This is a genomic window from Rhodococcus sp. BP-316 (genome assembly GCF_019836105.1).
In the GTDB taxonomy this organism is placed as follows: domain Bacteria; phylum Actinomycetota; class Actinomycetes; order Mycobacteriales; family Mycobacteriaceae; genus Rhodococcoides.
Window position 1 is genome coordinate 227,635 of sequence record NZ_JABUEE010000001.1, and the last position, 23,794, is coordinate 251,428.

Sequence of the window (23,794 nt, forward strand, 5' to 3'; positions counted from 1 at the left end):
CTAGACGGTGAAGCCGAGCGCGCGCAGCTGCTCGCGGCCGTCGTCGGTGATCTTGTCCGGTCCCCACGGCGGCATCCAGACCCAGTTGATCTTGAGGTCCTCGGCCAAGCCACTGCGCACCAGGGCGGTGCGGCTTTGGTCCTCGATGACGTCGGTCAACGGGCACGCCGCGGACGTCAGCGTCATGTCGAGGGTGACCACGGCCTCGTCGTCGATGGTAATTCCGTAGACCAGTCCGAGGTCGACGACGTTGATGCCGAGCTCGGGGTCGACGACGTCACGCATGGCCTCCTCGAGGTCTTCGATGACGGAATCGGGCGCCACTGCGCCGTTGTCGGTATCGGTCATGATCGTCCTCCACTGTTCGCGTGCTCGTCCTGCGTCTCCACAGTACGAACAACGGCGTCCTTGAATGCCATCCATCCGAGCAGCGCGCACTTCACGCGTGCCGGGTACTTCGCCACACCCGCGAAGGCGATGCCGTCGCCGATGACGTCCTCGTCCCCCTCGACGGTGCCGCGGCTGCCGACCATCGCCGAGAAGGCGTCCACCGTGAGAAGCGCGTCCTCGACGGAGAGTCCGACGACCTGGTCGGTCAGGACCGAGGTGGCCGCCTGACTGATGGAGCACCCCTGCCCGTCGTAGGACACGTCCTCCACGACACCGTCGGCGACGTTCACGCGCAACGTGACCTCGTCACCGCACGTGGGGTTGACGTGGTGCACCTCGGCGCCGAACGGCTCGCGGAGCCCACGACCGTGCGGGTGCTTGTAGTGATCGAGGATCACTTCCTGGTACATCTGTTCCATTCTCACGCGGCACCGCCGACGCCGAAGAACGACTGTGCCGTGCGGATCGCGTCGCGCAGCGCGTGCACTTCCTCCACCGTGTTGTAGACGGCGAACGAGGCACGGGCCGTCGCGGCCACGCCGAAACGACGGTGCAGCGGCCACGCGCAGTGATGCCCGACGCGGATGGCGACGCCCTCGTCGTCGAGGATCTGCCCCAGATCGTGCGCATGGATGCCGTCGACGACGAACGACACGGCTCCCCCGCGGTCCTGCGTGTCCGTGGGTCCGATGATGCGGAGCCCGTCGATGGTGGCGAGCTCCGACAGTGCGGCAGCAGTGAGCGTCTGTTCGTGCGCGGCGACGGCGTCCATCCCCAGCGCGTTCAGGTACTCCACGGCCGCACCCAGACCGACGACCTGCGACGTCATGGGCACACCGGCCTCGAACCGCTGCGGGGGCGGTGCGTAGGTGGTCTGTTCCATCGTCACGGTCTCGATCATCGACCCGCCGGTGATGAAGGGAGGCATGTCGGCCAGGAGCGCAGCCTTGCCGTACAGGACACCGACCCCGGACGGTCCGAGCATCTTGTGCCCGGAGAACGCCGCGAAGTCGACGTCGAGCGCGGAGACGTCCACCGGCATGTGCGGTACCGACTGGCAGGCGTCGAGGACGACCAGTGCGTCGACCGCCCGTGCACGACGGACGAGTTCCTCGGTGGGAGCCACCGCGCCCGTCACGTTGGACTGGTGGGTGAACGCGACCACGCGCGTGCGGTCGGTGAGCTCGAGCGAGTCGAGATCGATCCGGCCGTCGTCGGTGACCCCGTACCACCGGAGCGTCGCACCGGTGCGGCGTGAGAGCTCCTGCCATGGAACGAGATTCGCGTGGTGTTCGAGCTCGGTGATGACGATCTCGTCACCGGGACGCAGCGACCGCGCGAAGCGGTCGTCGCCGAGGACGTGCGTGACCAGGTTGAGCGACTCGGTGGCGTTCTTGGTGAACACGATCTCGTCCGCGCGGGCACCCACGAAGGCGGCAATGCCCGCGCGGGCACCCTCGTAGGCGTCCGTGGCCTCCTCGGCCAGCTGGTGGGCCCCGCGGTGCACGGCGGCGTTGCAGGTGGTGAGGAAGTGCCGCTCGGCATCGAGCACCTGCACCGGACGTTGAGACGTCGCGCCGGAGTCGAGGTACACGAGAGGCTTGTCGTCTCGCACGGTACGACCGAGGATCGGGAAGTCCTCCCGAAGCCTCGCGACGTCCAGGGTGCCGACCGACGCGACGGCCGTCATGCGCCCGCGGTGGTCTTCGTGAAGCGCTCGTATCCGTTCGCCTCGAGCTCGTCGGCCAGCTCGGGTCCACCGGACTCGACGATGCGGCCCGCGGAGAACACGTGCACGTGATCGGGCGTGATGTAGCGCAGGATGCGGGTGTAGTGCGTGATCAGGAGAATGCCGCCGTTCTCCCGCTCCTTGTAGCGGTTGACACCCTCCGACACGACCCGCAGGGCGTCGACGTCGAGGCCCGAGTCGGTCTCGTCGAGGATGGCGATCTTCGGCTTGAGCAGACCCAGCTGCAGAATCTCGTGGCGCTTCTTCTCGCCGCCGGAGAAGCCTTCGTTGACGCTGCGCTCGGCGAAGGCCGGATCGATGTCGAGCTCGGTCATCGCCTCCTTGGCCTCCTTCACCCAGTGCCGCAGCTTCGGGGCCTCGCCGCGCACGGCGGTGGCCGCGGTGCGGAGGAAGTTGGACATGGAGACACCGGGAACCTCGACGGGGTACTGCATCGCGAGGAACAGGCCGGCGCGAGCACGCTCGTCCACGGACATCTCCTGCACGTCCTCACCGTCGAGCAGGATGGTGCCCGAGGTGACGCGATACTTGGGATGACCGGCGATCGCGTAGGAGAGCGTCGACTTGCCCGAGCCGTTGGGGCCCATGATGGCGTGCGTCTCGCCCGACGAGACCGTCAGATCGACGCCCTTCAGGATCTCGATCGGCTGCGCGGCGTCGTCGGTGTTCGCGACGTCGACGTGCAGATCGCGGATTTCGAGAGTGGACATGATGTTCCTTGCCTGTCTGTGAATCGGGAGAAGGTGGTCGCGCGAGGGGTCAGACGCCGGTGATGGCGAGTTCCGCCTCGACCGCGTCGGAGAGACGCTCACGGATGGACGCGACCGGGATCTTCGCGATGATGTCGTGGAAGAAACCGCGCACGACGAGCTTGCGTGCCTGGTCCTCCGGGATGCCGCGAGCACGGAGGTAGAACAGCTGCTCGTCGTCGAAGCGACCCGTGGCACTCGCGTGACCGGCCCCGACGATCTCGCCGGTCTCGATCTCGAGGTTCGGGACGGAGTCCGCGCGCGCGCCGTCGGTGAGAATCAGGTTGCGGTTGAGCTCGAACGTGTCCGTGCCCTCCGCCTTCGCACCGATGACGACGTCGCCGACCCACACGGTGTGGGTGTCGGGCTTCTTCGACGCCGGGTCGCCCTGCAGGGCGCCCTTGTAGACCACGTTGGACTTGCAGTGCGGCGCGGTGTGGTTGACCAGCAGGCGCTGCTCGAGATGCTGACCGTCGTCCGCGAAGTACAGGCCCAGGAGCTCGGCGTCGCCACCCGGACCGGTGAAGTTCACCGTCGGGGTCAGGCGCACCAGATCGCCGCCGAGGCTGACCGACACGTAACGCAGGACGCTGTCGCGGCCCACCTTCGCGTGATGCGACGCGACGTGCACCGCGTCGTCGTCCCACTCCTGCAGCGCGACGACCGTGAGGTGTGCGCTGTCCGCGACGACGAACTCGACATTCTCGGCGTAGGTTCCGCTGCCGCGCTGCTCGAGCACGACGGTCGCCTTGGCGAACGCCTCGACGCGGATCTGGACGTGGCCGTAGGCGACGACGTCCGCTCCCGGACCGTCGACCGTCACGATCAGCGGATCCGCGAGCTCTGCCTCGGAGGCCACCGTGACGACGGTGGCCGAGTCGAAGGACGAGTACGCCTGGGCGGCGACCCGATCGGCCGGCGCACCCGCGGTGCCGAGCCGCGCGTCGTCACGACCGACGGTCTCGACGCGCACGGACTCGGGCGCGTCGGTGACCGTCACGGTCGCGGAGCCCGTGGCCACGGCGGTGCCGTCGTGGAGACCACGCAGGCGCCGCAGCGGTGTGAAGCGCCAGATCTCGTCGCGGCCGGACGGCACCTCGAACGCGGCGACGTCGTAGGACGAGAACTGCGCGCCCTTGTTCGCGACGATCGCGCGCTTGTTCTCGGTGGCGGGGTTCTCGCCGGTGACGGCAGCCTTCACCCCGGTGTCGGTGTGGGGCAGGGTCATCCGACCGATCCCTCCATCTGCAACTCGATCAGCCGGTTGAGCTCGAGGGCGTACTCCATCGGGAGTTCCTTGGCGATGGGCTCGACGAAGCCGCGCACCACCATGGCCATCGCCTCGTCCTCGGTCATGCCGCGGCTCATCAGGTAGAACAGCTGATCGTCGCTGACCTTGGAGACGGTGGCCTCGTGGCCCATCGTCACGTCGTCCTCGCGGATGTCGACGTACGGGTAGGTATCGCTGCGGCTGATCTGATCGACCAGGAGTGCGTCGCACTTGACGGTCGACTTCGACCCGTGCGCGCCCTTGTTGATCTGGATCAGGCCGCGGTACGACGCCCGGCCGCCGCCGCGAGCGACGGACTTGCTCACGATGTTGGAGGACGTGTTCGGCGCGAGGTGGAGCATCTTCGAGCCGGTGTCCTGGTGCTGGCCCTCGCCGGCGAACGCCACCGACAGAACCTCGCCCTTGGCGTGCTCACCGGTCATCCACACGGCCGGGTACTTCATCGTGACCTTCGAGCCGATGTTGCCGTCGATCCACTCCATCGTCGCGCCGGCCTCGGCCTTCGCGCGCTTGGTGACCAGGTTGTAGACGTTGTTCGACCAGTTCTGGATGGTGGTGTAGCGGCACCGACCACCCTTCTTCACGATGATCTCGACAACCGCCGAGTGCAGCGAGTCGGACTTGTAGATCGGGGCGGTGCAGCCCTCGACGTAGTGCACGTACGCACCCTCGTCGACGATGATGAGCGTCCGCTCGAACTGACCCATGTTCTCGGTGTTGATGCGGAAGTAGGCCTGCAGCGGGATGTCGACGTGGACGCCCGGCGGCACGTAGATGAAGGACCCACCGGACCACACCGCGGTGTTCAGCGCGGAGAACTTGTTGTCGCCGGCCGGGATCACCGAGCCGAAGTACTCCTGGAACAGCTCCGGGTGCTCACGCAGACCCGAGTCGGTGTCCAGGAAGATGACGCCCTGCTCCTCGAGATCCTCGCGGATCGAGTGGTAGACGACCTCGGACTCGTACTGAGCGGCGACACCCGACACGAGGCGCTGCTTCTCCGCCTCCGGGATGCCGAGGCGGTCGTACGTGTTCTTGATGTCGGCGGGCAGATCGTCCCACGTGGCGGCCTGCTTCTCGCTGGACCGCACGAAGTACTTGATGTTGTCGAAGTCGATGCCGTCGAGGTTCGAGCCCCAGTTCGGCATGGGCTTGCGCTCGAACGTGCGCAGCGCCTTGAGGCGTGCCTCGAGCATCCACTCGGGCTCGCTCTTCTTGTCGGAGATGTCGCGGACGACGGCGTCGCTGATGCCGCGCTTGGCGCTCGCACCGGCGACGTCGGAGTCGGACCAGCCGTATCCGTAGGTCCCGAGAGACGCGATGGTCTCGTCCTGCGTGAGTGTCGCGGGCACCGTGGGGGTCACCTGGTCTGGTGTGACGGTCATGCGGGCTCCTTCCGGAGACGATCGAGCGGGCTGTTCGGGCTGGAGCGGGTGGTACGGGCCGAATCGAGAGCTGTGCGGTCGTGGTGGACCGTGCCGCTGTCGGCAGCATCACTCGGTGCAACGCCGACATCGTCGTCGGTATTGCCTGATTCGGGAGTCGGGAGTGTGCGAAGGGGCACATGGGTGGTGCACGCGCAGTCGCCGTTGGCGATGGTGGCGAGGCGCTGCACGTGCGTTCCGAGCAGATCGGCGAACGCCTCGCGCTCGGCGGTGCACAGCTCGGGGAACTCGGCCGCGACGTGCGAGACCGGGCAGTGGTGCTGGCAGATCTGCACCCCGTTGCCGACCGGGCGGGTGGAGGCGGCGAAGCCGGACTCGGTCAGCGCCTCGGCGATGGCGTCGGCCGTCTCGGAGACGGACTGCTGCGAGGACGTGTCGGCAGGCTCGACGTCGCCCACGATGGACTGGATGCGTCGGCGGGCGAACGTGCGCACCGCGTCGTCGCCGCCGATCTCCCGTAGGTGCCGCATGGCCGCACCCGCGAGATCGTCGTACGAGTGGCCTAGTCGAGAGCGTCCGTGCGCGGTCAGGGAGAACAGCTTCGCGGGGCGACCGCGGGTACGTGCGCCGGGACGCGAGGTCATCGTGACGCGCGCGTCGCCCGCGTCGATGAGAGCATCGAGGTGGCGCCGCACGCCGGCGGCGCTGATGCCCAGACGGGACCCGACCTGGGTGGCGCTGATCGGACCCTCCTCGAGCAGGAGCGTCACGACGGACGACCGCGTGCGACCCTCCGACGTTGCCGAGCCCGATGTTGCCGAGCCAGATACCGAAGCCGGGGTGACGGTGACCGACGCGACGTCGGCGCGGGCGCTGACGCGCTCGCCGGAACGTTCGGTAGTCGTTTTCACAACACCAGTGTGACCGAATTACCGGAGAGGTTCCAGCAAGGGCACCCTGGGTAGCAGGGCCGATGCCGCGGCGACGTTCGTGATCGGCTCCGGTGTCGATACGCTCCGTTCTGTGCCCGCACCTGCCGACGACTCCGTGCCCTCCGCGCCGGTGACACCGACCGACGCCTCGGCGTCCCTCGCGGGCGGCACCGACCACGTGGTCACGGCGGGTGCGACGGAGCCGAGCCGCTCCGGTACCGCCGCGCGGATGCGGGCGACGGCCCGTCGAGCGACGCGTCGGGTGCTGGGGATCGAGGGGTCTCCGCGCAGCGACCGCGTCGCGTTTCTGCACGACAACGAGCCCGAGCGCCCCGAACTGAACGCCGCCGAGGTGCGCGATCTCACACGGATCCGCCGCTTCGGTGCCATCGGCGCCGCGATGATGGCCCTCGGTGCACTGGGCGCCGGCGCACAACCGGTTCTCCAGAACCCGGTGCAGGGTGTCCGCGTGCTCGGGCTCTTCGCTCGCGCGCTCCCCGCCGCACTCACCATCACGATGATCGGCACCGCCGTCGTGGTACTCGCATGGCTGCTCCTCGGACGCCTCGCCGTGGGATCTTTCGGCACGCACTCGTCGCCGCGCCGGATGTCTCGCTCCCAGCTGGACCGCACGCTCGCGCTGTGGATCGTGCCGCTGTGCGTCGCGCCACCGATGTTCAGCAAGGACGTCTACTCGTACCTGGCGCAGAGCGAGATCACGGCCCGCGGACTCGATCCGTACGCCATCGGTCCGCAGGCGGCACTCGGCGTCGACCATGTGCTGACCAGAACCGTGCCGACCATCTGGCGCGACACCCCGGCGCCCTACGGACCGTTCTTCCTGTGGATCGGTCGGGGCATCACCGCGCTCACCGGTGACGACATCGTCGCCGGGATCTTCCTGCATCGCATCGTCGCGCTGATCGGCGTCGCGCTCATCGTGTGGGCTCTCCCCCGCCTCGCCGCCCGGTGCGGAGTGTCCAGCGTGGCGGCGCTGTGGCTCGGTGCCGCCAATCCGCTCCTGCTCTTCCACCTCGTCGCCGGGATCCACAACGAGGCCGCGATGCTGGGCCTGATGCTCGCGGGACTCGAACTCTCGTTCCGTGCGGTCGAGTCCGCGGCACCACTGCGGGGCCGTACCGGCGTGCTGCTGCTCGCCGGCGCGGCGGTCATCGCCCTGTCCGCGACGATCAAGATCCCGTCGGTGCTCGCGCTCGGATTCGTGGGCATGGCCCTGGCCCGTCGATGGGGTGGTCGGCCCCGCGACGTCGCCGCCGCCGCCGCCCTGCTCGGCGCGGTGACCGTCGCCGTGATCCTGGGCGTCAGCGCCGCGAGCGGGCTCGGATTCGGCTGGCTGGACACCCTGGGCACGGCCAACGCCGTGCGCAGCTGGATGTCGTTGCCCACACTGCTCGGCCTCGCCACGGGAGGCGCCGGCGTCCTCCTCGGCATCGGCGACCACACCACCGCCGTGCTGTCCCTCACCCGCCCGATCGCCTCCCTGGTGGCCGCGCTGATCATCGTGCGGATGCTGGTGTCGGTCCTGCTGGGTCGGCTCCACCCCATCGGAGCCCTCGGCGTGTCGCTCGGGGCACTCGTGCTGCTCTTCCCCGTGGTCCAGCCCTGGTACCTGCTGTGGGCCGTCACCCCGCTGGCCGCCTGGGCCACCCGACCGGCGTTCCGGGTGCCGGTGATCGTCTTCTCCGCGTTCGTCTCGCTGATCGTCATGCCGACCGGCGGTGAGGTCCAGCCCTTCGTCATCGTCCAGGCGGCGGTGGCGACAGTCCTGACGATCGCCGTGCTGTACGCCTCGACGAGGCGACTGCTGCCCTGGCGGGCACGCGACGGGGCGGCGGCGCCGGACCGTCCGTCGGACGCCTACGCTGGATCATCGTGACCGCCCGACCTGTCCCTCCGCCCACGGCGTCCGATGCCGGGACGCCGACGGACTCTCCGGCGGTGTCGCTCCGCGGTGTGGTCAAGCACTTCGGTGACGTCGCGGCCGTCGACGGACTCGACATCGAGCTGCAGCGCGGCCGGGTGCTCGCACTCCTCGGTCCCAACGGGGCCGGCAAGACCACCACCGTCGAGATGTGCGAGGGCTTCCACACGCCCGACTCCGGTGAGGTCCGCGTCCTGGGGCTCGATCCCATCGTCGACTCCGACCGTCTCAAGCCGCGGATCGGGGTCATGCTGCAGGGCGGCGGCGCCTACCCCGGCTCGCGTGCGGGCGAGATGCTCGACCTCGTCGCCGCGTACTCGGCCGACCCGCTCGATCCCGCGTGGCTCCTCGGACAGTTGGGGCTCACCGATGCCGTCCGCACGCCGTACCGACGACTCTCCGGCGGTCAGCAACAACGCCTCTCGCTGGCCTGTGCTCTGGTCGGCCGCCCCGAGCTCGTGTTCCTCGACGAGCCGACCGCCGGGCTCGACGCACAGGCCCGGCTCCTCGTGTGGGACCTCGTCGAGGCGCTGCGGCGCGACGGCGTGAGCATCCTGCTGACCACCCACCTGATGGACGAGGCCGAGCACCTCGCGGACGACCTCGTGATCATCGACCACGGCCAGGTCGTCGCCTCGGGGACGCCCACCGAGCTCACCCGACGGGGCGCCGAGGGCCAGTTGCGCTTCTCCGCGCCCTCCGGCCTCGACCTGTCGTTGCTACAGATGGTGCTGCCCGAGGGGTTCGATCCGGTCGAGAGTTCGCCGGGCTCGTATCTGCTCGAGGGGACCATCGACCCCCAGGTGCTCGCGACGGTGACCTCGTGGTGTGCTCGACTGAACGTGCTGGCCACCGATCTCCGTGTGGAGCAGCGCAGCCTCGAGGACGTCTTCCTCGACCTCACGGGGCGGGAACTGAGAGGGTGAGCGTGACATCACGGTCCGAACGTGCGTCCGACCGATTCGCACCGGGGACGTTCACACCGGATCCGCGGCCCGCACCGCGCCGCCGCATGCTGCTGGCGCAGAGCCGCCTCGAACTGCTTCTGCTGCTGCGCAACGGTGAGCAGCTGCTGCTGACGATGTTCATCCCGGTGACCTTGCTCATCGGCCTCACGCTGCTGCCGTTCGGCGACTTCGGCACCGAGCGCGTTGGCACCGTCGTGCCCGCCGTGATGACCGTCGCGGTGATGTCGACCGCGTTCACCGGTCAGGCCATCGCCGTCGGCTTCGACCGGCGCTACGGCGCTCTCAAGAGACTCGGCGCCACCGCTCTGCCGAAGTGGGGCGCGATCGCCGGGAAGTCGATCGCCGTGCTCCTCGTGGTCGTGCTGCAGTCGGTACTGCTCGGCGCCATCGGCATCGCCCTCGGGTGGCGTCCGACTCCCGGCGGACTCGTGCTGGGCGCGCTGGTCATCGCTCTGGGCACCGTCACCTTCGCCACGATGGGCCTCCTGCTCGGCGGGACGCTGCGGGCCGAGATCGTGCTCGCCCTCGCCAACATCGCGTGGTTCGTGATGCTCGGCATCGGCAGCGTGGTGTTCGCGAACGAGGCACTTCCCGGCGGCGTCCGCATGATCGCGCGACTGATCCCGTCGGGCGCGATGGCGGAGACGCTCGAGCAGGCCGTCGTGGGACGAGCCGATCTGTTCGGCATCCTGGTCCTCGTCGTGTGGGCGGCGATCTGCGGCTTCTGGGCGACCCGCAAGTTCTCGTTCACCTGACACCGAAGCCGCAGTCCGACCACCCGAAGCCGCAGGCCGACTACCCCGGGCCGCAGGCCAACTACGCAGCGTAGGAGATGCCGTCTACCATCGACGTGTGCTCTCCCGTGCGTACTTCTCCGTGGTCGACCGCCTCCCGGTCCCCTCCGTTCGCGTCCAGCGAATCATCGCGTTCGTCGTGATCCTGACGCAGGGCGGTATCTCGGTGACGGGCGCCGTGGTCCGGGTGACGGGCTCCGGGCTCGGGTGCCCCACGTGGCCGCAGTGTTTCCCCGGCAGCTTCACGCCCGTCGGCGTGTCCGAGGTGCCCGTCCTGCACCAGGCGGTCGAGTTCGGCAACCGCATGCTCACCTTCGCCGTGGTCCTCACCGCGGCTGCCATCGTCCTGGCGGTGACACGGGCACGGCGCCGCCGCGAGGTGGTCGTCTACGCGTGGCTCATGCCTGCGGGCACGGTGCTGCAGGCCGGCGTCGGCGGCATCACGGTGCTCACCGGGCTGCTGTGGTGGACCGTGGCGGTGCACCTCGTGATCTCGATGCTGATGGTCTGGCTCGCGACGTTGCTGTTCCACAAGATCGGTGAGAAGGACGAGGGCGTCTCGGTACCCGCCGTGCCCGCGCCGCTGCGGTGGTTGACCGTGCTGTCTGCGGTCCTTCTCGCCGGAGTTCTGGTGGCGGGCACCATGGTCACCGGCGCGGGACCGCATGCCGGTGACGCGGACGTGGCTCGGCTCGAGGTGGAGATCGTCACGCTGGTGCACCTGCACGCCGAACTTCTGGTGGGGTACCTGGCGCTGCTGGTGGGGCTCACGTTCGCCGTCTACGCCGTCAGTCCGTCCGGAGCCTCGGCCATCAAGAAGCGTCTGCAGGTGGTCATCGCGATCGTCGTCGCCCAGGCGTGCGTCGGCATCGTCCAGTACTTCACCGACGTCCCTGCGGCCCTCGTGGCCGTCCACGTCGCCGGTGCTGCCGCGGCCACGGCCGCCACGGCCGCTCTCTGGGTGTCTCTGCGGGAGCGGGAGACCGTGCCGGCAGCCGAGGGCACCGACGTGACCTCGCCGCGGCTGGCCCGCGCGGACTGATCGGACGCGGTCAGAGACCGTTGCGCGCCTTCGGGAAACGCGACTGACGCGCCACCCATCCCGCCATCTGCGCGAAGTGACCCTTGCGCGGGGTGACGATGCTCGTCAGCTCGCGGTCCCAGTCACCGAGGGTCACGGAGTCGAGCGAGTCCACCACCGCGTGCGCGATGCGGAGATTGCCGGCGACCCGGTCCCCCAGGATCCCGTCGGCACCGACCAGGGTCATGCGGACACCGGCGCGGCCGAGCGGCTGCAACACCACCGTCGCGGACCCGCCGTGCGCTGCGACGAACGACTCGATCGAGGACACCAGGTTCGACGGCGGGGCCGCCGTCTCGGTGCTCTGCCCGGAGTCACCCTTGGGTGCGTTCTCGATGCTCTCGGTGCTCATGATCGTGAGAATACCCGGTCCGTCCCACGCGTCCCTACTGGCCGGTAACTCAGCGGTGGGTCCGTCCCGCCCCCGCTGTCGCGGGCGCGGTGGCAGACTTTTCCCATGCGCGCTGTACTCGTGACCAGAACCGGCGGACCCGACGTCCTCGACGTGACCGACGTCCCCGATCCGGTACCCGGCCCGGCCGATCTTCTGGTCCGGGTCCAGGCCGCCGGGATCAACTACATCGACACGTACTTCCGCAGCGGGTCCTACCCACGGGAGCTGCCGTACGTCCCGGGCGACGAGGGCACCGGCGTCGTCGAGCAGGTGGGCTCGGAGGTGTCCGGTTTCTCGGTCGGCGACCGCGTCGCATGGGCCGCAGCGCCCGGGAGCTACGCCGAACTCGTGCGGGTCCCGGCCGCCTCTGCCATCGCGGTGCCGGCGGGTGTGGATCCCCCGCAGGCGGCATCCGTGCTGCTCCAGGGCATGACGGCGCACTATCTGATCGAGTCGACGTACCCCGTGCGGTCCGGCGACGTGGTGCTGGTGCATGCCGGCGCGGGCGGAGTCGGGCTGATTCTCACGCAGCTCGTCACGGCGAAGGGCGCGACGGTGATCACCACCGTGTCCACCGACGAGAAGGAGGCGTTGTCGCGCGAAGCAGGCGCGACTCACGTTCTCCGCTACGACGACGACATCCCGTCACGCGTGCGCGACATCACCGACGGTGTCGGCGTCGCGGCGGTGTACGACGGCGTCGGTGCCTCGACGTTCGACGCGAGCCTCGAGAGCGTGCGCATCCGCGGGACAGTGGCCCTCTTCGGTGCCGCGAGCGGGCCGGTACCGCCGGTGGACCCGCAACGCCTCAACAAGGCCGGCTCGGTGTTCCTGACCCGCCCCACCCTCGCGCATCACATCCGCGACCGGGCAGAGCTGGAATGGCGCGGCGGAGACGTCGTGCGCGCGCTGGCGGACGGAACCCTGACGGTCCGAGTCGAGCATCGCTATCCGCTCGAGCAGGCCCGGCAGGCGCACATCGACCTCGAGAGCCGGCGGACGGCGGGATCGATCGTGCTGGAACCCTGACGCGGAGCGGGTGTCAGGAGAAGAAGTCGGAGACCGTGGACATCCCGAGCACGGAGTCGACGGCGAGACCGATGAAGACGACCGCGAGGTAGTTGTTCGACTGCAGGAACAGGCGCAGCGGCTTCACGGCCTCGCCGCGTCGCACGCCCGAGTAGAGCTGGTGCGCCATGAGGAGGAACCAGGCACCCGCCGCCAGGGCGACCGCGGCGTAGACGACACCGGCCGCCGGGATCAGCGCAGCCGTGGCCGCGACCGTGGCCCACGTGTAGAGGACGATCTGCCGGGTGACGACCTGCTCGGTGGCGACGACGGGCAGCATGGGCACGCCCGCCGCCTTGTAGTCGTCCTTGTAGCGCATGGCCAGGGCCCACGTGTGGGGCGGAGTCCAGAAGAAGATGACGAGGAACAGGACGATCGCCTGCCACCCGACGGTCCCGGTCACCGCGGACCATCCGACGAGTGCCGGCATGCATCCCGCGGCACCGCCCCAGACCACGTTCTGCGAGGTCCGGCGCTTGAGCACCATCGTGTAGACGAGGACGTAGAACAGAATCGTCGCGACGACCAGGATCCCACTGAGGAGGTTCGCCGCCCACCAGAGCCAGAGGAAGGATCCGACTCCGAGGAGCGCGCCGAAGACGAAGGCGTGCGACGTCGGCACGGCCTCGCGGGCCAGGGGCCGCCGCGCGGTGCGCTTCATGACCTTGTCGATGTCCGCGTCGACGACGCAGTTCAGCGTGTTGGCGCTGGCGGCACCCATCCACCCGCCGAACAGCGTGGCGAACAGCAGCGGGAGGTTCACCGTGCCGCGGTCCGCGAGAAGCATCGTGGGGATGGTCGCGACCAGGAGGAGCTCGATCACACGCGGTTTCGTCAGCGCGATGTAGGCGGCGGGTTTGGCCGTCAGCCGGCCGAGTCTCGACGTGGGAGCGGTCGACACGTCCCGGGTCGGACTGTCGGTGAACCCGTGTCCGCTCGGGCTCTGCCGCATACCCACTCGAATCTCCCTCTCGCACCGTCCGCTCCACCACCCGGCCCAGTTACCGAGCGGAATGGTGCTACTACAAGCGATGGTAGACGCCGCCTGTGTCATCACCCCAATCGGCGGGTAGTCGGATGGTTCGGGCGTCGCGTGACGGATCGGCGGCGGAGCACCCGCCGCGGAACCAGCGAGGCGTGCCGGACGGAACTAGGCTCGACCGTGAACCGGGTATCCCCGACCGATCCGCCGGGGAACTAGGCTCATCACGCGCGGAGCGGCGACGAGTGCGCCGCGTCCGTGCACTACTGGCCACCCCCACCCCGACAGTGTCAGGAGATCTCCACCCGTGTCGATCACAGACGACATCACCGTTCTCACCAGCGCTCACCATCCGAGCGACTGGACCGATCTGGACACACGGGCGGTGGACACTGTGCGTGTTCTCGCTGCCGACGCGGTGCAGAAGGTCGGCAACGGCCACCCCGGAACCGCCATGAGCCTCGCTCCCCTGGCGTACTCGCTCTTCCAGCGCACGATGCGCCACGATCCCACGGACACCACGTGGATCGGCCGCGATCGCTTCGTGCTCTCGTGCGGTCACTCGAGCCTCACGCTGTACATCCAGCTCTACCTGGGCGGCTTCGGCCTCGAGCTCGCCGATCTCGAGGCGCTGCGCACGTTCAAGTCGAAGACTCCCGGCCACCCGGAGTTCCGCCACACCAAGGGCGTCGAGATCACCACCGGCCCGCTCGGTCAGGGCCTGGCCTCGGCCGTCGGCATGGCCATGGCGTCGCGCCGTGAGCGTGGACTCTTCGATCCCGAGCCCGCATGGGGCGACAGCCCGTTCGATCACTACGTCTACGTCATCGCGTCCGACGGCGACATCGAGGAGGGCATCACCTCCGAGGCGTCCTCACTCGCCGGCACGCAGCAGCTCGGCAACCTGATCCTGTTCTACGACGACAACAAGATCTCCATCGAGCACTCCACCGACATCGCGCTGTCCGAGGACACCGCCAAGCGCTACGAGGCGTACGGCTGGCACGTGCAGGTCGTGGAGGGCGGCGAGAACGTCACCGCCATCGAGGAGGCGGTCGAGGCGGCCAAGGCCGTCACCGACAAGCCCTCGATCATCGTGCTGCGCACCATCATCGGCTTCCCGGCCCCCACGATGATGAACACCGGTGCCGTCCACGGTGCCGCTCTGGGTGACGACGAGGTCGCCGCCGTGAAGAAGGCGCTCGGCTTCGATCCCGAGAAGACGTTCGAGGTCACCGACGAGGTCATCGAGCACACCCGCGGCCTGCAGGCGCGTGGCCGCGCGGCGCACGAGGCGTGGAGCAAGGACTTCGACGCGTGGAGCGAGCGCGAGCCCGACCGTCGCCGCCTGCTGGACCGTCTGACCGAGGGCACGCTGCCCGACGGATGGACCGACGTCCTCCCCACCTGGGAGCCGGGCGGCAAGGCCATCGCGACGCGCGCCGCGTCCGGTGAGGTCCTCAGTGCCGTCGGCCCGGTCCTGCCGGAGCTGTGGGGCGGCTCCGCCGACCTCGCCGGCAGCAACAACACCACCATGAAGGGCGCCAAGTCCTTCGGCCCGACGTCGATCTCCACCGACGACTGGGACGCCGAGCCCTACGGCCGCACGCTGCACTTCGGTATCCGCGAGCACGCGATGGGCGCGATCCTGTCCGGCATCGTCATGCACGGACCGACGCGTGCGTACGGCGGCACCTTCATGCAGTTCAGTGACTACATGCGTCCCGCGGTGCGCCTCGCGTCCCTCATGGACATCGATCCCATCTACGTCTGGACCCACGACTCCGTCGGTCTCGGCGAGGACGGTCCGACGCACCAGCCGGTCGAGCACCTCGCGGCGCTGCGCGCGATCCCGAACCTCTCGGTCGTGCGCCCCGGCGATGCGAACGAGACCGCCCACGCCTGGCGTGCGGTGCTCGCGCGCTCGTCGAGCAGCGGCCCCGTCGGCCTCGCGCTCACCCGTCAGGGCATCCCGGTTCTCGACGGCACCAGCTACGAGGGTGTCTCCAAGGGCGGGTACGTCCTGGTCGAGTCGTCCAAGGCCGCACCCGACGTGATCATCGTCGCGACCGGTTCCGAGGTGCAGTACGCCGTGGAGGCACAGAAGCTTCTCGAGGCGCAGGACATCGCGGCGCGCGTCGTCTCGATGCCGTGTGTCGAGTGGTTCGAGAGCCAGGACCAGAACTACCGCGACCAGGTCCTTCCGCCCACCGTGAAGGCCCGTGTCTCCATCGAGGCCGGCATCGCGATGCCCTGGTACAAGATCGTCGGCGGCTTCGGCGAGATCATCTCGCTCGAGCACTTCGGCGAGTCCGCGGACGCGGCGACGCTCTTCCGCGAGTACGGCTTCACGGCCGAGGCCGTCGTGGCCGCAGCTCAGCGCTCCATCACCAACGTGAAGGGATGACAGCATGACTCAGAACCAGAATCTCGCAGACCTGTCCGCCGCCGGAGTCTCGGTCTGGCTGGACGACCTCTCCCGTGACCGGATCTCCTCGGGCAACCTGAAGGACCTGATCGACTCCAAGTCGGTCGTCGGCGTCACCACGAACCCGTCGATCTTCCAGGCCGCCCTGTCGAAGGGCACCTCGTACGACGAGCAGGTGAACGAGCTCGCCGCTCGCGGTGCCGACGTCGATTCCGTCATCCGCACGGTCACCACCGACGACGTCCGCAATGCGTGCGACGTGCTCGCACCGGTGTACGAGGCGACCAACGGAGTCGACGGACGGGTGTCCATCGAGGTCGATCCCCGCCTGGCCCATGACACCGACAAGACGGTCGCGCAGGCGATCGAGCTGTGGAAGATCGTCGACCGGCCCAACGTCCTGATCAAGATCCCCGCCACCGAGGCCGGCATCCCCGCCATCGCCAAGGTCATCGGCGAGGGCATCAGCGTCAACGTCACGCTCATCTTCTCGGTCGAGCGCTACGAGGCCGTCATGAACGCCTACCTCGAGGGACTCGAGTCGGCGAAGGCCGCGGGCCATGACCTGTCGTCGATCCACTCGGTCGCGTCGTTCTTCGTCTCGCGCGTCGACACCGAGATCGACAAGCGTCTCGATGCCATCGGAACACCGGAGGCGACCGACCTGAAGGGTAAGGCCGCACTGGCCAACGCACGCCTCGCGTACGTCGCCTACCAGCAGGTGTTCGAGATCGGGTCGCGTTTCCAGGGCATGCTGACCGACAACGCCCGGCCGCAGCGCCCGCTCTGGGCCTCCACCGGAGTGAAGGACCCGACCCTGCCCGACACGCTGTACGTGTCCGAGCTGGTCGCCCCGAACACCGTCAACACCATGCCCGAGAAGACGATGGACGCCTTCGCCGACCACGGCGAGGTCACCGGCGACACCATCACGGGCAAGGGTCAGGAGTCGCAGGCCGTCTTCGACGCCATCAGTGCACTGGGTATCGACCTGACCGACGTCTTCCTCGTGCTCGAGAACGAGGGCGTCCAGAAGTTCGAGGCGTCGTGGGGCGAGCTGCTCGACGCCACCTCCGAGCAACTCTCCGCCGCGTCGAAGAGCTGAACCGTGGCGACGGAGTCAGCCACACCCTGGGTGAATCCGCTCCGTGACAGCAGAGACAAGCGTCTCCCGAGGATCGCCGGGCCCTGCAGCCTGGTGATCTTCGGTGTCACCGGCGACCTGGCGCGCAAGAAGTTGATGCCGGCGGTGTACGACCTCGCGAACCGTGGGCTCCTGCCGCCCGGGTTCGCGCTGGTCGGGTTCGCCCGGCGTGAATGGTCGGATCAGGACTTCGGCACCATCGTCCACGACGCGGTCCGGGAGCACTCCCGGACGCCGTTCCGTGAGGACGTGTGGGAACGGTTGTCGGAAGGTATCCGCTTCGTGCAGGGGTCGTTCGACGACGCCGCGGCGTTCGATCAGCTCACGAGAACGCTCGCGGAACTCGACGTCGAGCGCGGAACCGGTGGGAACCACGCGTTCTACCTGTCCATCCCGCCGGGCGCGTTCCCCACGGTGCTCGAGCAGTTGTCGGCGTCCGGTCTCGCCACCGGGCCGGATACCGAGGACGAGGCGCCGCGGCACTGGCGTCGAGTGGTGATCGAGAAGCCCTTCGGCCACGATCTCGCGAGCGCGAAGGAGCTCAACGCGATCGTCAACCGAGTGTTCCCGGAGGATCGCGTCTTCCGCATCGACCACTACCTCGGCAAGGAGACGGTCCAGAACATCCTGGCGCTGCGCTTCGCCAACCAGCTGTTCGACCCGATCTGGAACGCCCATTACGTGGACCACGTGCAGATCACGATGGCCGAGGACATCGGCCTGGGGGGTCGAGCCGGGTACTACGACGGCATCGGCGCTGCGCGCGACGTGATCCAGAACCACCTGCTGCAGTTGCTCGCCATCACCGCGATGGAGGAGCCGGTCAGCTTCAGCCCCAGCGAGCTGCAGAGCGAGAAGATCAAGGTCCTCTCCTCGACGCGTCTGGCGGAGCCCTTCGCGCAGACCGCCGCCCGGGGGCAGTACACCTCGGGGTGGCAGGGCAGCCAGAAGGTGAAGGGGCTCAAGGAGGAGGAGGGGTTCGACGCGGAGTCGAACACCGAGACCTACGCGGCCATCACCCTCGAGGTGGACACCCGGCGGTGGGGCGGCGTGCCGTTCTACCTCCGCACGGGGAAGTCGCTCGGGCGGCGCGTGACCGAGATCGCGATGATCTTCAAACGCGCACCGCACCTGCCGTTCGACGCCACGATGACCGAGGAACTGGGCCAGAACGCACTCGTCATCCGCGTGCAGCCCGACGAGGGCGTCACGCTGCGCTTCGGATCGAAGGTGCCGGGGTCCAGCATGCAGGTGCGGGACGTCAGCATGGACTTCAGTTACGGCCAGGCCTTCACCGAGTCGTCGCCCGAGGCGTACGAGCGGCTCATCCTCGACGTGCTGCTCGGTGAGCCGTCGCTCTTCCCGGTCAATGCCGAGGTCGAGCTGTCGTGGAAGATCCTCGACCCCATCCTCGAGTACTGGGCGTCCGGAGGTGCGGCCGATCCGTACGAGGCCGGCACGTGGGGCCCCGACTCGGCCAACGAGATGATGCAGCGCACCGGACGCGAATGGAGAAGGCCGTGATCGTCGATCTGCCCGCCACCACCACCGGTGCCGTCTCGAAGAAGCTGGTGGAGCTCCGCGAATCGGGCGGCGCCGTCACGCTCGGTCGGGTGCTCACCCTGGTGGTCGTCATCCGTGATCCCGCGAAGTTCGAAGCCGCGATCGAGGCGGCCAACGAGGCCAGCCGGGAGCACCCGTGTCGTGTGATCGTATTGGCCCGCGGTGATCGCGACGACGACGACGTGCTGGACGCGCAGATCCGCGTCGGCGGCGACGCGGGCGCGTCCGAGGTGGTCTTCCTGCGACTACGGGGCGAGCTGTCGGAACACGAGCAGAGCGTCGTCCTCCCCTTCCTGCTGCCGGACACCCCCGTGGTGGCCTGGTGGCCGAGCGGAGCACCGGCGGTCCCGAAGGAGGACCCGGTGGGCCGACTCGCCATCCGCCGGATCACCGACGCGACCAACTCACCCGACCCGCGCGCTGCCATCTCGTCGCGACTCGAGTCGTACGCCGAGGGGGATTCCGACCTCGCCTGGTCGCGCATCACCTATTGGCGTGCGCTGCTCACCACGGCACTCGACCAGCAGGCCGAGCCGGTGCGATCGGTGACCGTGTCGGGTCTGCGCGAGGAGCCCGCACTGGACATCCTCGCCGGGTGGTTCGCCGCCCGCCTCGACGTCCCCGTGGTGCGCAAGGTCGGCGACCTGCGTGTGGAGATGGTGCTGGCCGACAGCACCGTGTCCATCAGCAGGCCGCAGACCGGCACCACGGCCACGCTCATCCGCACCGGACAACCGGACACGCTGGTCTCACTCGCCCGGCGGGAGACCCGCGACTGCCTCGCGGAGGAGCTGCGTCGACTCGACCGTGACGAGATCTACGAAGAGGCCCTCGCCGGCCTGACGAAGGTGACCTATGAGTGAGACACGACCGGAGATCCACCGTTCCGACGACACGGCGGCTCTCGCCCGCGCCGCGGCCGAGCGATTCGTCTCGGTGGTCGTCGACGCCCAGCGAGCACGCGGTACCGCCTCCGTGGTGCTGACCGGTGGCGGCACCGGCGTCGCGACCCTGGCCGCTGTCCGCGACCTCGGCGGTGATATCGACTGGTCCGCCGTCGACGTCTTCTTCGGTGACGAACGCTTCCTCCCCGAAGGCGACCCGGAACGCAACTACGTGCAGGCCAGGGACGCCCTGCTCGATCACGTCGGCGTCGATCCCGACCGCGTGCACGTCATGGCCCCGTCCGACTCGCCGCTGGGCGACGACGTCGAGGCCGCGGCGGTGACCTACCTGCAGTCGGTGGCAGCCTTCGCACCGGAGGACGGACCCGCCTTCGACATCCACCTGCTCGGCATGGGCCCGGATTCTCACGTCAACTCCCTCTTCGCCCACGGTGACGCGGTGCAGGAGAAGTCACGCTGGGTCGTGGCCGTGACCGACTCCCCCAAGCCGCCTCCCGTGCGCATCACGCTGACGCTCCCGGCGGTGAACAGGTCTCGGCACGTGTGGTTCCTCGTCTCGGGCGAGGGCAAGGCCGATGCCGTCGCGGCCTGTGTCGGGGGCGCGGACCCGGTCGAGCATCCGGCCGCCGGGGCACACGGCCTCGAGTCGACCGTGTGGTTCCTGGACGCGGGGTCGGCGTCCCGCCTCTGAGCGACGCGGGGTCGGCGTCCCGCCTCTGAGCGACGGTCAGGCCGGCGGCCGTCCGGGCTGATCGTCCTTCGGTCGGACGGGTGTCGAGGCCGCTGGTCGACGCCGGGGCACTCCCCTGCGCCACGCGGATGCGGTTGCGGTGCAACGGTGTTCGTTCTGCGGAGTCATGACGGAGATCCTCCCGGCGTCGAATGGGTCTGTTCTGTTCGACGCCGGGAGGGTCCTCGCGGTTCCCTCTATCCGCTGTTGCGCAACGCGGTCGCGAGCCCGTTCATGGTCAGCAGGATGCCGCGCTTGACCTGCTCGCGATCGTCTCCCGCCCGCAGCTGTGCGAGTAGTTCCACCTGCAGGTGGTTCAGCGGCTCGAGGTACGGGAAGCGGTTGAACACCGACCGCGCCAGCGCCGGGTTGTCGTCGAGCAGCCCGTCGTGCCCGGTGATCTTCAGGTACATCGACACGGTCTTGGCATGCTCTGTCGAGATCATGTCGAACACGGTCTTGCGGAGCTGCTCGTCCGGCACCAGTTCGGAGTACCGGGCGGCGAGCCCCAGATCCGACTTGGCCATGACCTGCGCCATGTTGGACAGCACCGTCCGGAAGAACGGCCACCGCCGGTACAGATCGGTCAACGTGGCCAGCTTGTCCGCGTCGCCGCCGACCCAGTCCTCGAACGCGGTACCCACTCCGTACCAGCCGGGCAACATCACCCGCGACTGACTCCACGACATCACCCACGGGATCGCCCGCAGGTCGTACACCGAGTTGGTGGGCTTCCGCGACGCCGGCCGGCTGCCGATGTTGAGCTCCCCGATCTCGGCGACCGGTGTGGACATCCGGAAGTACTCGACGAAGCCCGGCGTCTCGTGGACCAGTGCCCCGTACGCGGCCTGGGCGCGTGCCGCCAGATCGTCGAGCAGCGCGTAGGCCGGCTCGGCGTCGTCCCCGAGCCCCTCGACGTCGAGCAACGTGCTCTCGATGGTCGCCGCCAACAGCGTCTCGAGGTTGCGGCGCGCCAGGCGGGGTTCCGCGTACTTCGCCGCGATCACCTCGCCCTGCTCGGTGATCCGCAGCGAGCCGGTGACCGCACCGGTGGGCTGAGCGAGGATGGCGTCGTAGCTCGGGCCACCGCCGCGGCCCACGGTGCCACCGCGGCCGTGGAACAGTCGTAGCCGGATCCCGGCGGCGCGTGCAGCCTCGACGAGGTCGAGTTCGGCACGGTAGAGCGCCCAGTTCGCGGCCAGGTACCCACCGTCCTTGTTGGAGTCGGAGTACCCCAGCATCACTTCCTGGTTGTCCCCGCGGGACGTCACCAGCGCGCGGTAGACGGGGATGGACAACGTCGCGGTGAGGGTCGCCGCGCCCTGCTGGAGATCGTCGATCGTCTCGAACAGCGGCACCACACCGACAGGCGAAGACGGACCCGTCTCGGCGTCGCCGGGATCGAGGATGCCCGCCTCCTTGAGCAGCACCGCGGCCTCGAGCATGTCGCTGACCGAGGTGCACATGCTGATGATGTAGTTCGGCACCGCGCCGCCGCCGAACGTGCGCACGGCGTCCGCGGCGGACTCGACGATCGCCAGCTCCTTGGCCGTCTGCTCGCTGAACTCCGCGCGGGGCCCGATGAGGGGTCTCCGCGTCTCGAGTTCGGCGGCGAGGATCTCGACGCGCTCGTCCTCGGACAGTGACGCGTAGTCCGCGTGGACGCCCGCCCAGGCCAGCAACTCCGCCACGACCTGCTCGTGGATCTCGGAGTTCTGCCGCATGTCGAGCCCGGACAGGTGGAACCCGAAGGTCTCGAGCGCCTGCCGGAGCGTCGCGAGTCGGTCGTCGGCGATGACGCCGTTGGCCGTGCGCCGCAACGAGCGGTCCAGCAGGTCCAGATCGTCGAGCATCTCCTGCGGGGCGCCGTACGGCTCGAGTTCCGGCGAGTCGAGGGTGTTGTCCGGAACCACGTCCAGCATGCGGCGTGCCGTCGCCGACAGTCGCCCGCGGATACCGCGCACAGCTCGGCGGAACGGCTCGTCCGCACGGAACGCCGACTCGTCCTTCGACGCATCGGCCAGGGCCTGCAGGTCCGCGTCCACGTCGATCAACCGAGCCGACATGGACAGCTCGTGCTCGAGACCGACGAGATCCGCGAGATACCGGGTGAACGCGACCTGCGCGGCACGGTTGGTCGCGCGGTGCACGATCTCCCCGGTGACGAAGGGGTTGCCGTCCCGGTCGCCGCCGATCCACGATCCGGGTCGCAGCATCGGCTGCGTCAGCAGGTCGGCATCCGGCCAACGGCTGCGTAGCGCTGCCCGCAGCTCGGTGTTGATGCGTGGGATCACGTCGAAGAGCGACATGTCGTAGTAGCGCAGACCCACCTCGATCTCGTCCTGGATCCGCAAGCGGGACAGCCGGATCAGCGCCGTCTGCCACAGTGCGAGGATCTGCCGCTCGATCTTCGCGTCGGTCTCCGCGATCTCCGTGTCGTCCAGTTCCGTGCGCTCACGGAAGCGCATCAGATCGGTGATGCGGCTCTGGATCTCCGACACGGTGCGGCGACGCGTCTCGGTGGGATGCGCGGTGATGACGGGCGACACCAGGGCGTCGCGGAGCAGGTCCTCCACCGTGGCGGCGTCGAGGCGCGCCGCATCGAGCTTGCTGTAGGTGGAGGCGAGACTGCTGTCCTGGGGCGGCTCCCCGGCACGCACGTGCACGGCGCGGCGGCGCTCGCGGTGAATGTCCTCCGCCAGGTTGGCGAGAAGCGAGAAGTGACTGAACGCCCGGATCACCGGGATGGCACGCGTGATGTCGATACCGTCGAAGAGCCGGGCGAGTTCGCCGCGATCGATCTCCGACCGCCGCACGCGGAACGACTCCACTCGGGCCTGCTCGACGAGGTCGAAGATCTCCTCGCCCTCGTGGTCCCGGACGACGGAACCGAGTATTCCACCGAGGAGCCGAATGTCCTCTCGCAGAGGTTCGGTGGCGGGCAGACCTGGATCCACGACTGTCATGAGGACAGTATCGTCGGCGCACCCCCGGACCGCAGCGCGGGGCTCACGGCAGGGGTCACGTCACCCGATCAGGCGAACTTGATCTCCAGGCCGATGCCCAGGATGCAGATGAGCCACACGACACCGGTGAAGACGGTGACACGGTCGAGGTTCTTCTCGACGACGCTGGACCCGGACAGAGACGACTGCACGCCACCACCGAACAGGCTCGACAGGCCGCCGCCCTTGCCGCGGTGCAGCAGGACGAAGACGAGCAGGCCGATGCTGGTGACCACCAGCAGGATGTCCAGGAACGTGCGCATGATGGCCAATGTTACAGGCCGCGCGCCGCC

The 23,794-nt window shown here is 68.8% G+C and carries 20 protein-coding genes and 1 pseudogene; 10 read left to right on the forward strand and 11 right to left on the reverse strand.

All coding sequences use genetic code 11. The features are described from left to right. From HQ312_RS01010 to HQ312_RS01040, 7 genes and pseudogenes are all read right to left on the reverse strand, one after another. Entirely contained in the window at positions 1-348 is a 348-nt protein-coding gene (locus HQ312_RS01010) for a metal-sulfur cluster assembly factor (RefSeq protein WP_027505300.1), read from the reverse strand. Further along, positions 345-815, reverse strand: a complete 471-nt coding sequence (sufU, locus tag HQ312_RS01015; protein WP_222637584.1) for a Fe-S cluster assembly sulfur transfer protein SufU — start codon at positions 813-815, stop codon at positions 345-347. Before sufU ends, HQ312_RS01010 begins: the two co-directional genes overlap by 4 nt. Further along, complete coding sequence (locus HQ312_RS01020; RefSeq protein ID WP_222637585.1) at positions 812-2,080, reverse strand: cysteine desulfurase; 1,269 nt, start codon at positions 2,078-2,080, stop codon at positions 812-814. The genes sufU and HQ312_RS01020 overlap by 4 nt, the downstream gene beginning before the upstream one ends. Continuing rightward, positions 2,077-2,850, reverse strand: coding sequence for a Fe-S cluster assembly ATPase SufC (gene sufC, locus HQ312_RS01025; protein WP_027505297.1), 774 nt, complete (start codon positions 2,848-2,850; stop codon positions 2,077-2,079). Before sufC ends, HQ312_RS01020 begins: the two co-directional genes overlap by 4 nt. 49 nt (positions 2,851-2,899) lie before the next feature. Next, positions 2,900-4,117 (reverse strand): Fe-S cluster assembly protein SufD, encoded by a 1,218-nt coding sequence (gene sufD / locus HQ312_RS01030; RefSeq protein WP_222637586.1) that lies wholly within the window; start codon positions 4,115-4,117, stop codon positions 2,900-2,902. After that, positions 4,114-5,565, reverse strand: coding sequence for a Fe-S cluster assembly protein SufB (gene sufB, locus HQ312_RS01035; protein WP_027505295.1), 1,452 nt, complete (start codon positions 5,563-5,565; stop codon positions 4,114-4,116). The genes sufD and sufB overlap by 4 nt, the downstream gene beginning before the upstream one ends. Positions 5,566-5,728: 163 nt before the next feature. Beyond that, a pseudogene (locus HQ312_RS01040) lies at positions 5,729-6,476 on the reverse strand (helix-turn-helix transcriptional regulator); the annotation flags it as partial. A 250-nt stretch (positions 6,477-6,726) separates the two neighbouring features. On the opposite strand from HQ312_RS01040, the gene mptB reads away from it, so the two are divergent. The 4 genes from mptB (at position 6,727) to HQ312_RS01060 (ending at position 11,243) form a co-directional block, all read left to right on the forward strand. Beyond that, the gene (gene mptB, locus HQ312_RS01045) at positions 6,727-8,394 is read left to right on the forward strand and encodes a polyprenol phosphomannose-dependent alpha 1,6 mannosyltransferase MptB (protein ID WP_222637793.1); all 1,668 of its coding nucleotides are present in this window, start codon (positions 6,727-6,729) and stop codon (positions 8,392-8,394) included. Next, positions 8,391-9,365: an ABC transporter ATP-binding protein gene (locus HQ312_RS01050; RefSeq protein ID WP_056444673.1), complete on the forward strand. Its 975-nt coding sequence runs from the start codon at positions 8,391-8,393 to the stop codon at positions 9,363-9,365. The genes mptB and HQ312_RS01050 overlap by 4 nt, the downstream gene beginning before the upstream one ends. Next, positions 9,362-10,162, forward strand: a complete 801-nt coding sequence (locus tag HQ312_RS01055) for an ABC transporter permease (protein WP_374198271.1) — start codon at positions 9,362-9,364, stop codon at positions 10,160-10,162. Before HQ312_RS01050 ends, HQ312_RS01055 begins: the two co-directional genes overlap by 4 nt. Before the next feature lie 97 nt (positions 10,163-10,259). Next, on the forward strand, positions 10,260-11,243 hold the full coding sequence (locus HQ312_RS01060) for a heme A synthase (protein ID WP_222637588.1): 984 nt from the start codon (positions 10,260-10,262) through the stop codon (positions 11,241-11,243). Positions 11,244-11,253: 10 nt separating this feature from the next. Here HQ312_RS01060 and HQ312_RS01065 read toward each other — a convergent pair whose 3' ends face one another. Then, positions 11,254-11,634: a hypothetical protein gene (locus HQ312_RS01065; RefSeq protein ID WP_027505290.1), complete on the reverse strand. Its 381-nt coding sequence runs from the start codon at positions 11,632-11,634 to the stop codon at positions 11,254-11,256. 105 nt (positions 11,635-11,739) lie between these two features. Between HQ312_RS01065 and HQ312_RS01070 the strand changes: the two genes are divergently transcribed. Then, the gene (locus HQ312_RS01070; protein ID WP_222637589.1) at positions 11,740-12,705 is read left to right on the forward strand and encodes a quinone oxidoreductase; all 966 of its coding nucleotides are present in this window, start codon (positions 11,740-11,742) and stop codon (positions 12,703-12,705) included. A gap of 13 nt (positions 12,706-12,718) precedes the next feature. Here HQ312_RS01070 and HQ312_RS01075 read toward each other — a convergent pair whose 3' ends face one another. After that, positions 12,719-13,696, reverse strand: coding sequence for a heme o synthase (locus tag HQ312_RS01075; protein WP_056444679.1), 978 nt, complete (start codon positions 13,694-13,696; stop codon positions 12,719-12,721). Positions 13,697-14,033: 337 nt separating this feature from the next. Here HQ312_RS01075 and tkt point away from each other — a divergent pair, with 337 nt between their 5' ends. Genes tkt through pgl form a run of 5 tightly spaced genes read left to right on the forward strand, consistent with a single transcriptional unit; the run spans position 14,034 to position 20,457 of the window. Beyond that, the gene (tkt, locus tag HQ312_RS01080) at positions 14,034-16,133 is read left to right on the forward strand and encodes a transketolase (RefSeq protein ID WP_222637590.1); all 2,100 of its coding nucleotides are present in this window, start codon (positions 14,034-14,036) and stop codon (positions 16,131-16,133) included. A 4-nt stretch (positions 16,134-16,137) separates the two neighbouring features. After that, positions 16,138-17,259 (forward strand): transaldolase, encoded by a 1,122-nt coding sequence (tal, locus tag HQ312_RS01085; protein ID WP_027505286.1) that lies wholly within the window; start codon positions 16,138-16,140, stop codon positions 17,257-17,259. 3 nt (positions 17,260-17,262) lie between these two features. Continuing rightward, the gene (gene zwf / locus HQ312_RS01090) at positions 17,263-18,822 is read left to right on the forward strand and encodes a glucose-6-phosphate dehydrogenase (RefSeq protein ID WP_222637591.1); all 1,560 of its coding nucleotides are present in this window, start codon (positions 17,263-17,265) and stop codon (positions 18,820-18,822) included. Then, positions 18,819-19,724, forward strand: a complete 906-nt coding sequence (gene opcA / locus HQ312_RS01095; protein ID WP_027505284.1) for a glucose-6-phosphate dehydrogenase assembly protein OpcA — start codon at positions 18,819-18,821, stop codon at positions 19,722-19,724. Before zwf ends, opcA begins: the two co-directional genes overlap by 4 nt. Further along, positions 19,717-20,457 carry a 6-phosphogluconolactonase gene (pgl, locus tag HQ312_RS01100; protein WP_027505283.1) on the forward strand — a complete coding sequence of 247 codons (741 nt, stop codon included), beginning with the start codon at positions 19,717-19,719 and terminating at the stop codon, positions 20,455-20,457. The genes opcA and pgl overlap by 8 nt, the downstream gene beginning before the upstream one ends. Positions 20,458-20,693: 236 nt before the next feature. Here pgl and ppc read toward each other — a convergent pair whose 3' ends face one another. After that, a complete protein-coding gene (gene ppc, locus HQ312_RS01105; RefSeq protein WP_222637592.1) occupies positions 20,694-23,462 on the reverse strand; it encodes a phosphoenolpyruvate carboxylase in 2,769 nt (922 codons plus the stop codon). A 68-nt stretch (positions 23,463-23,530) separates the two neighbouring features. Further along, positions 23,531-23,764 (reverse strand): preprotein translocase subunit SecG, encoded by a 234-nt coding sequence (secG, locus tag HQ312_RS01110; protein ID WP_027505281.1) that lies wholly within the window; start codon positions 23,762-23,764, stop codon positions 23,531-23,533. Between the last annotated feature and the right edge of the window lie 30 nt (positions 23,765-23,794).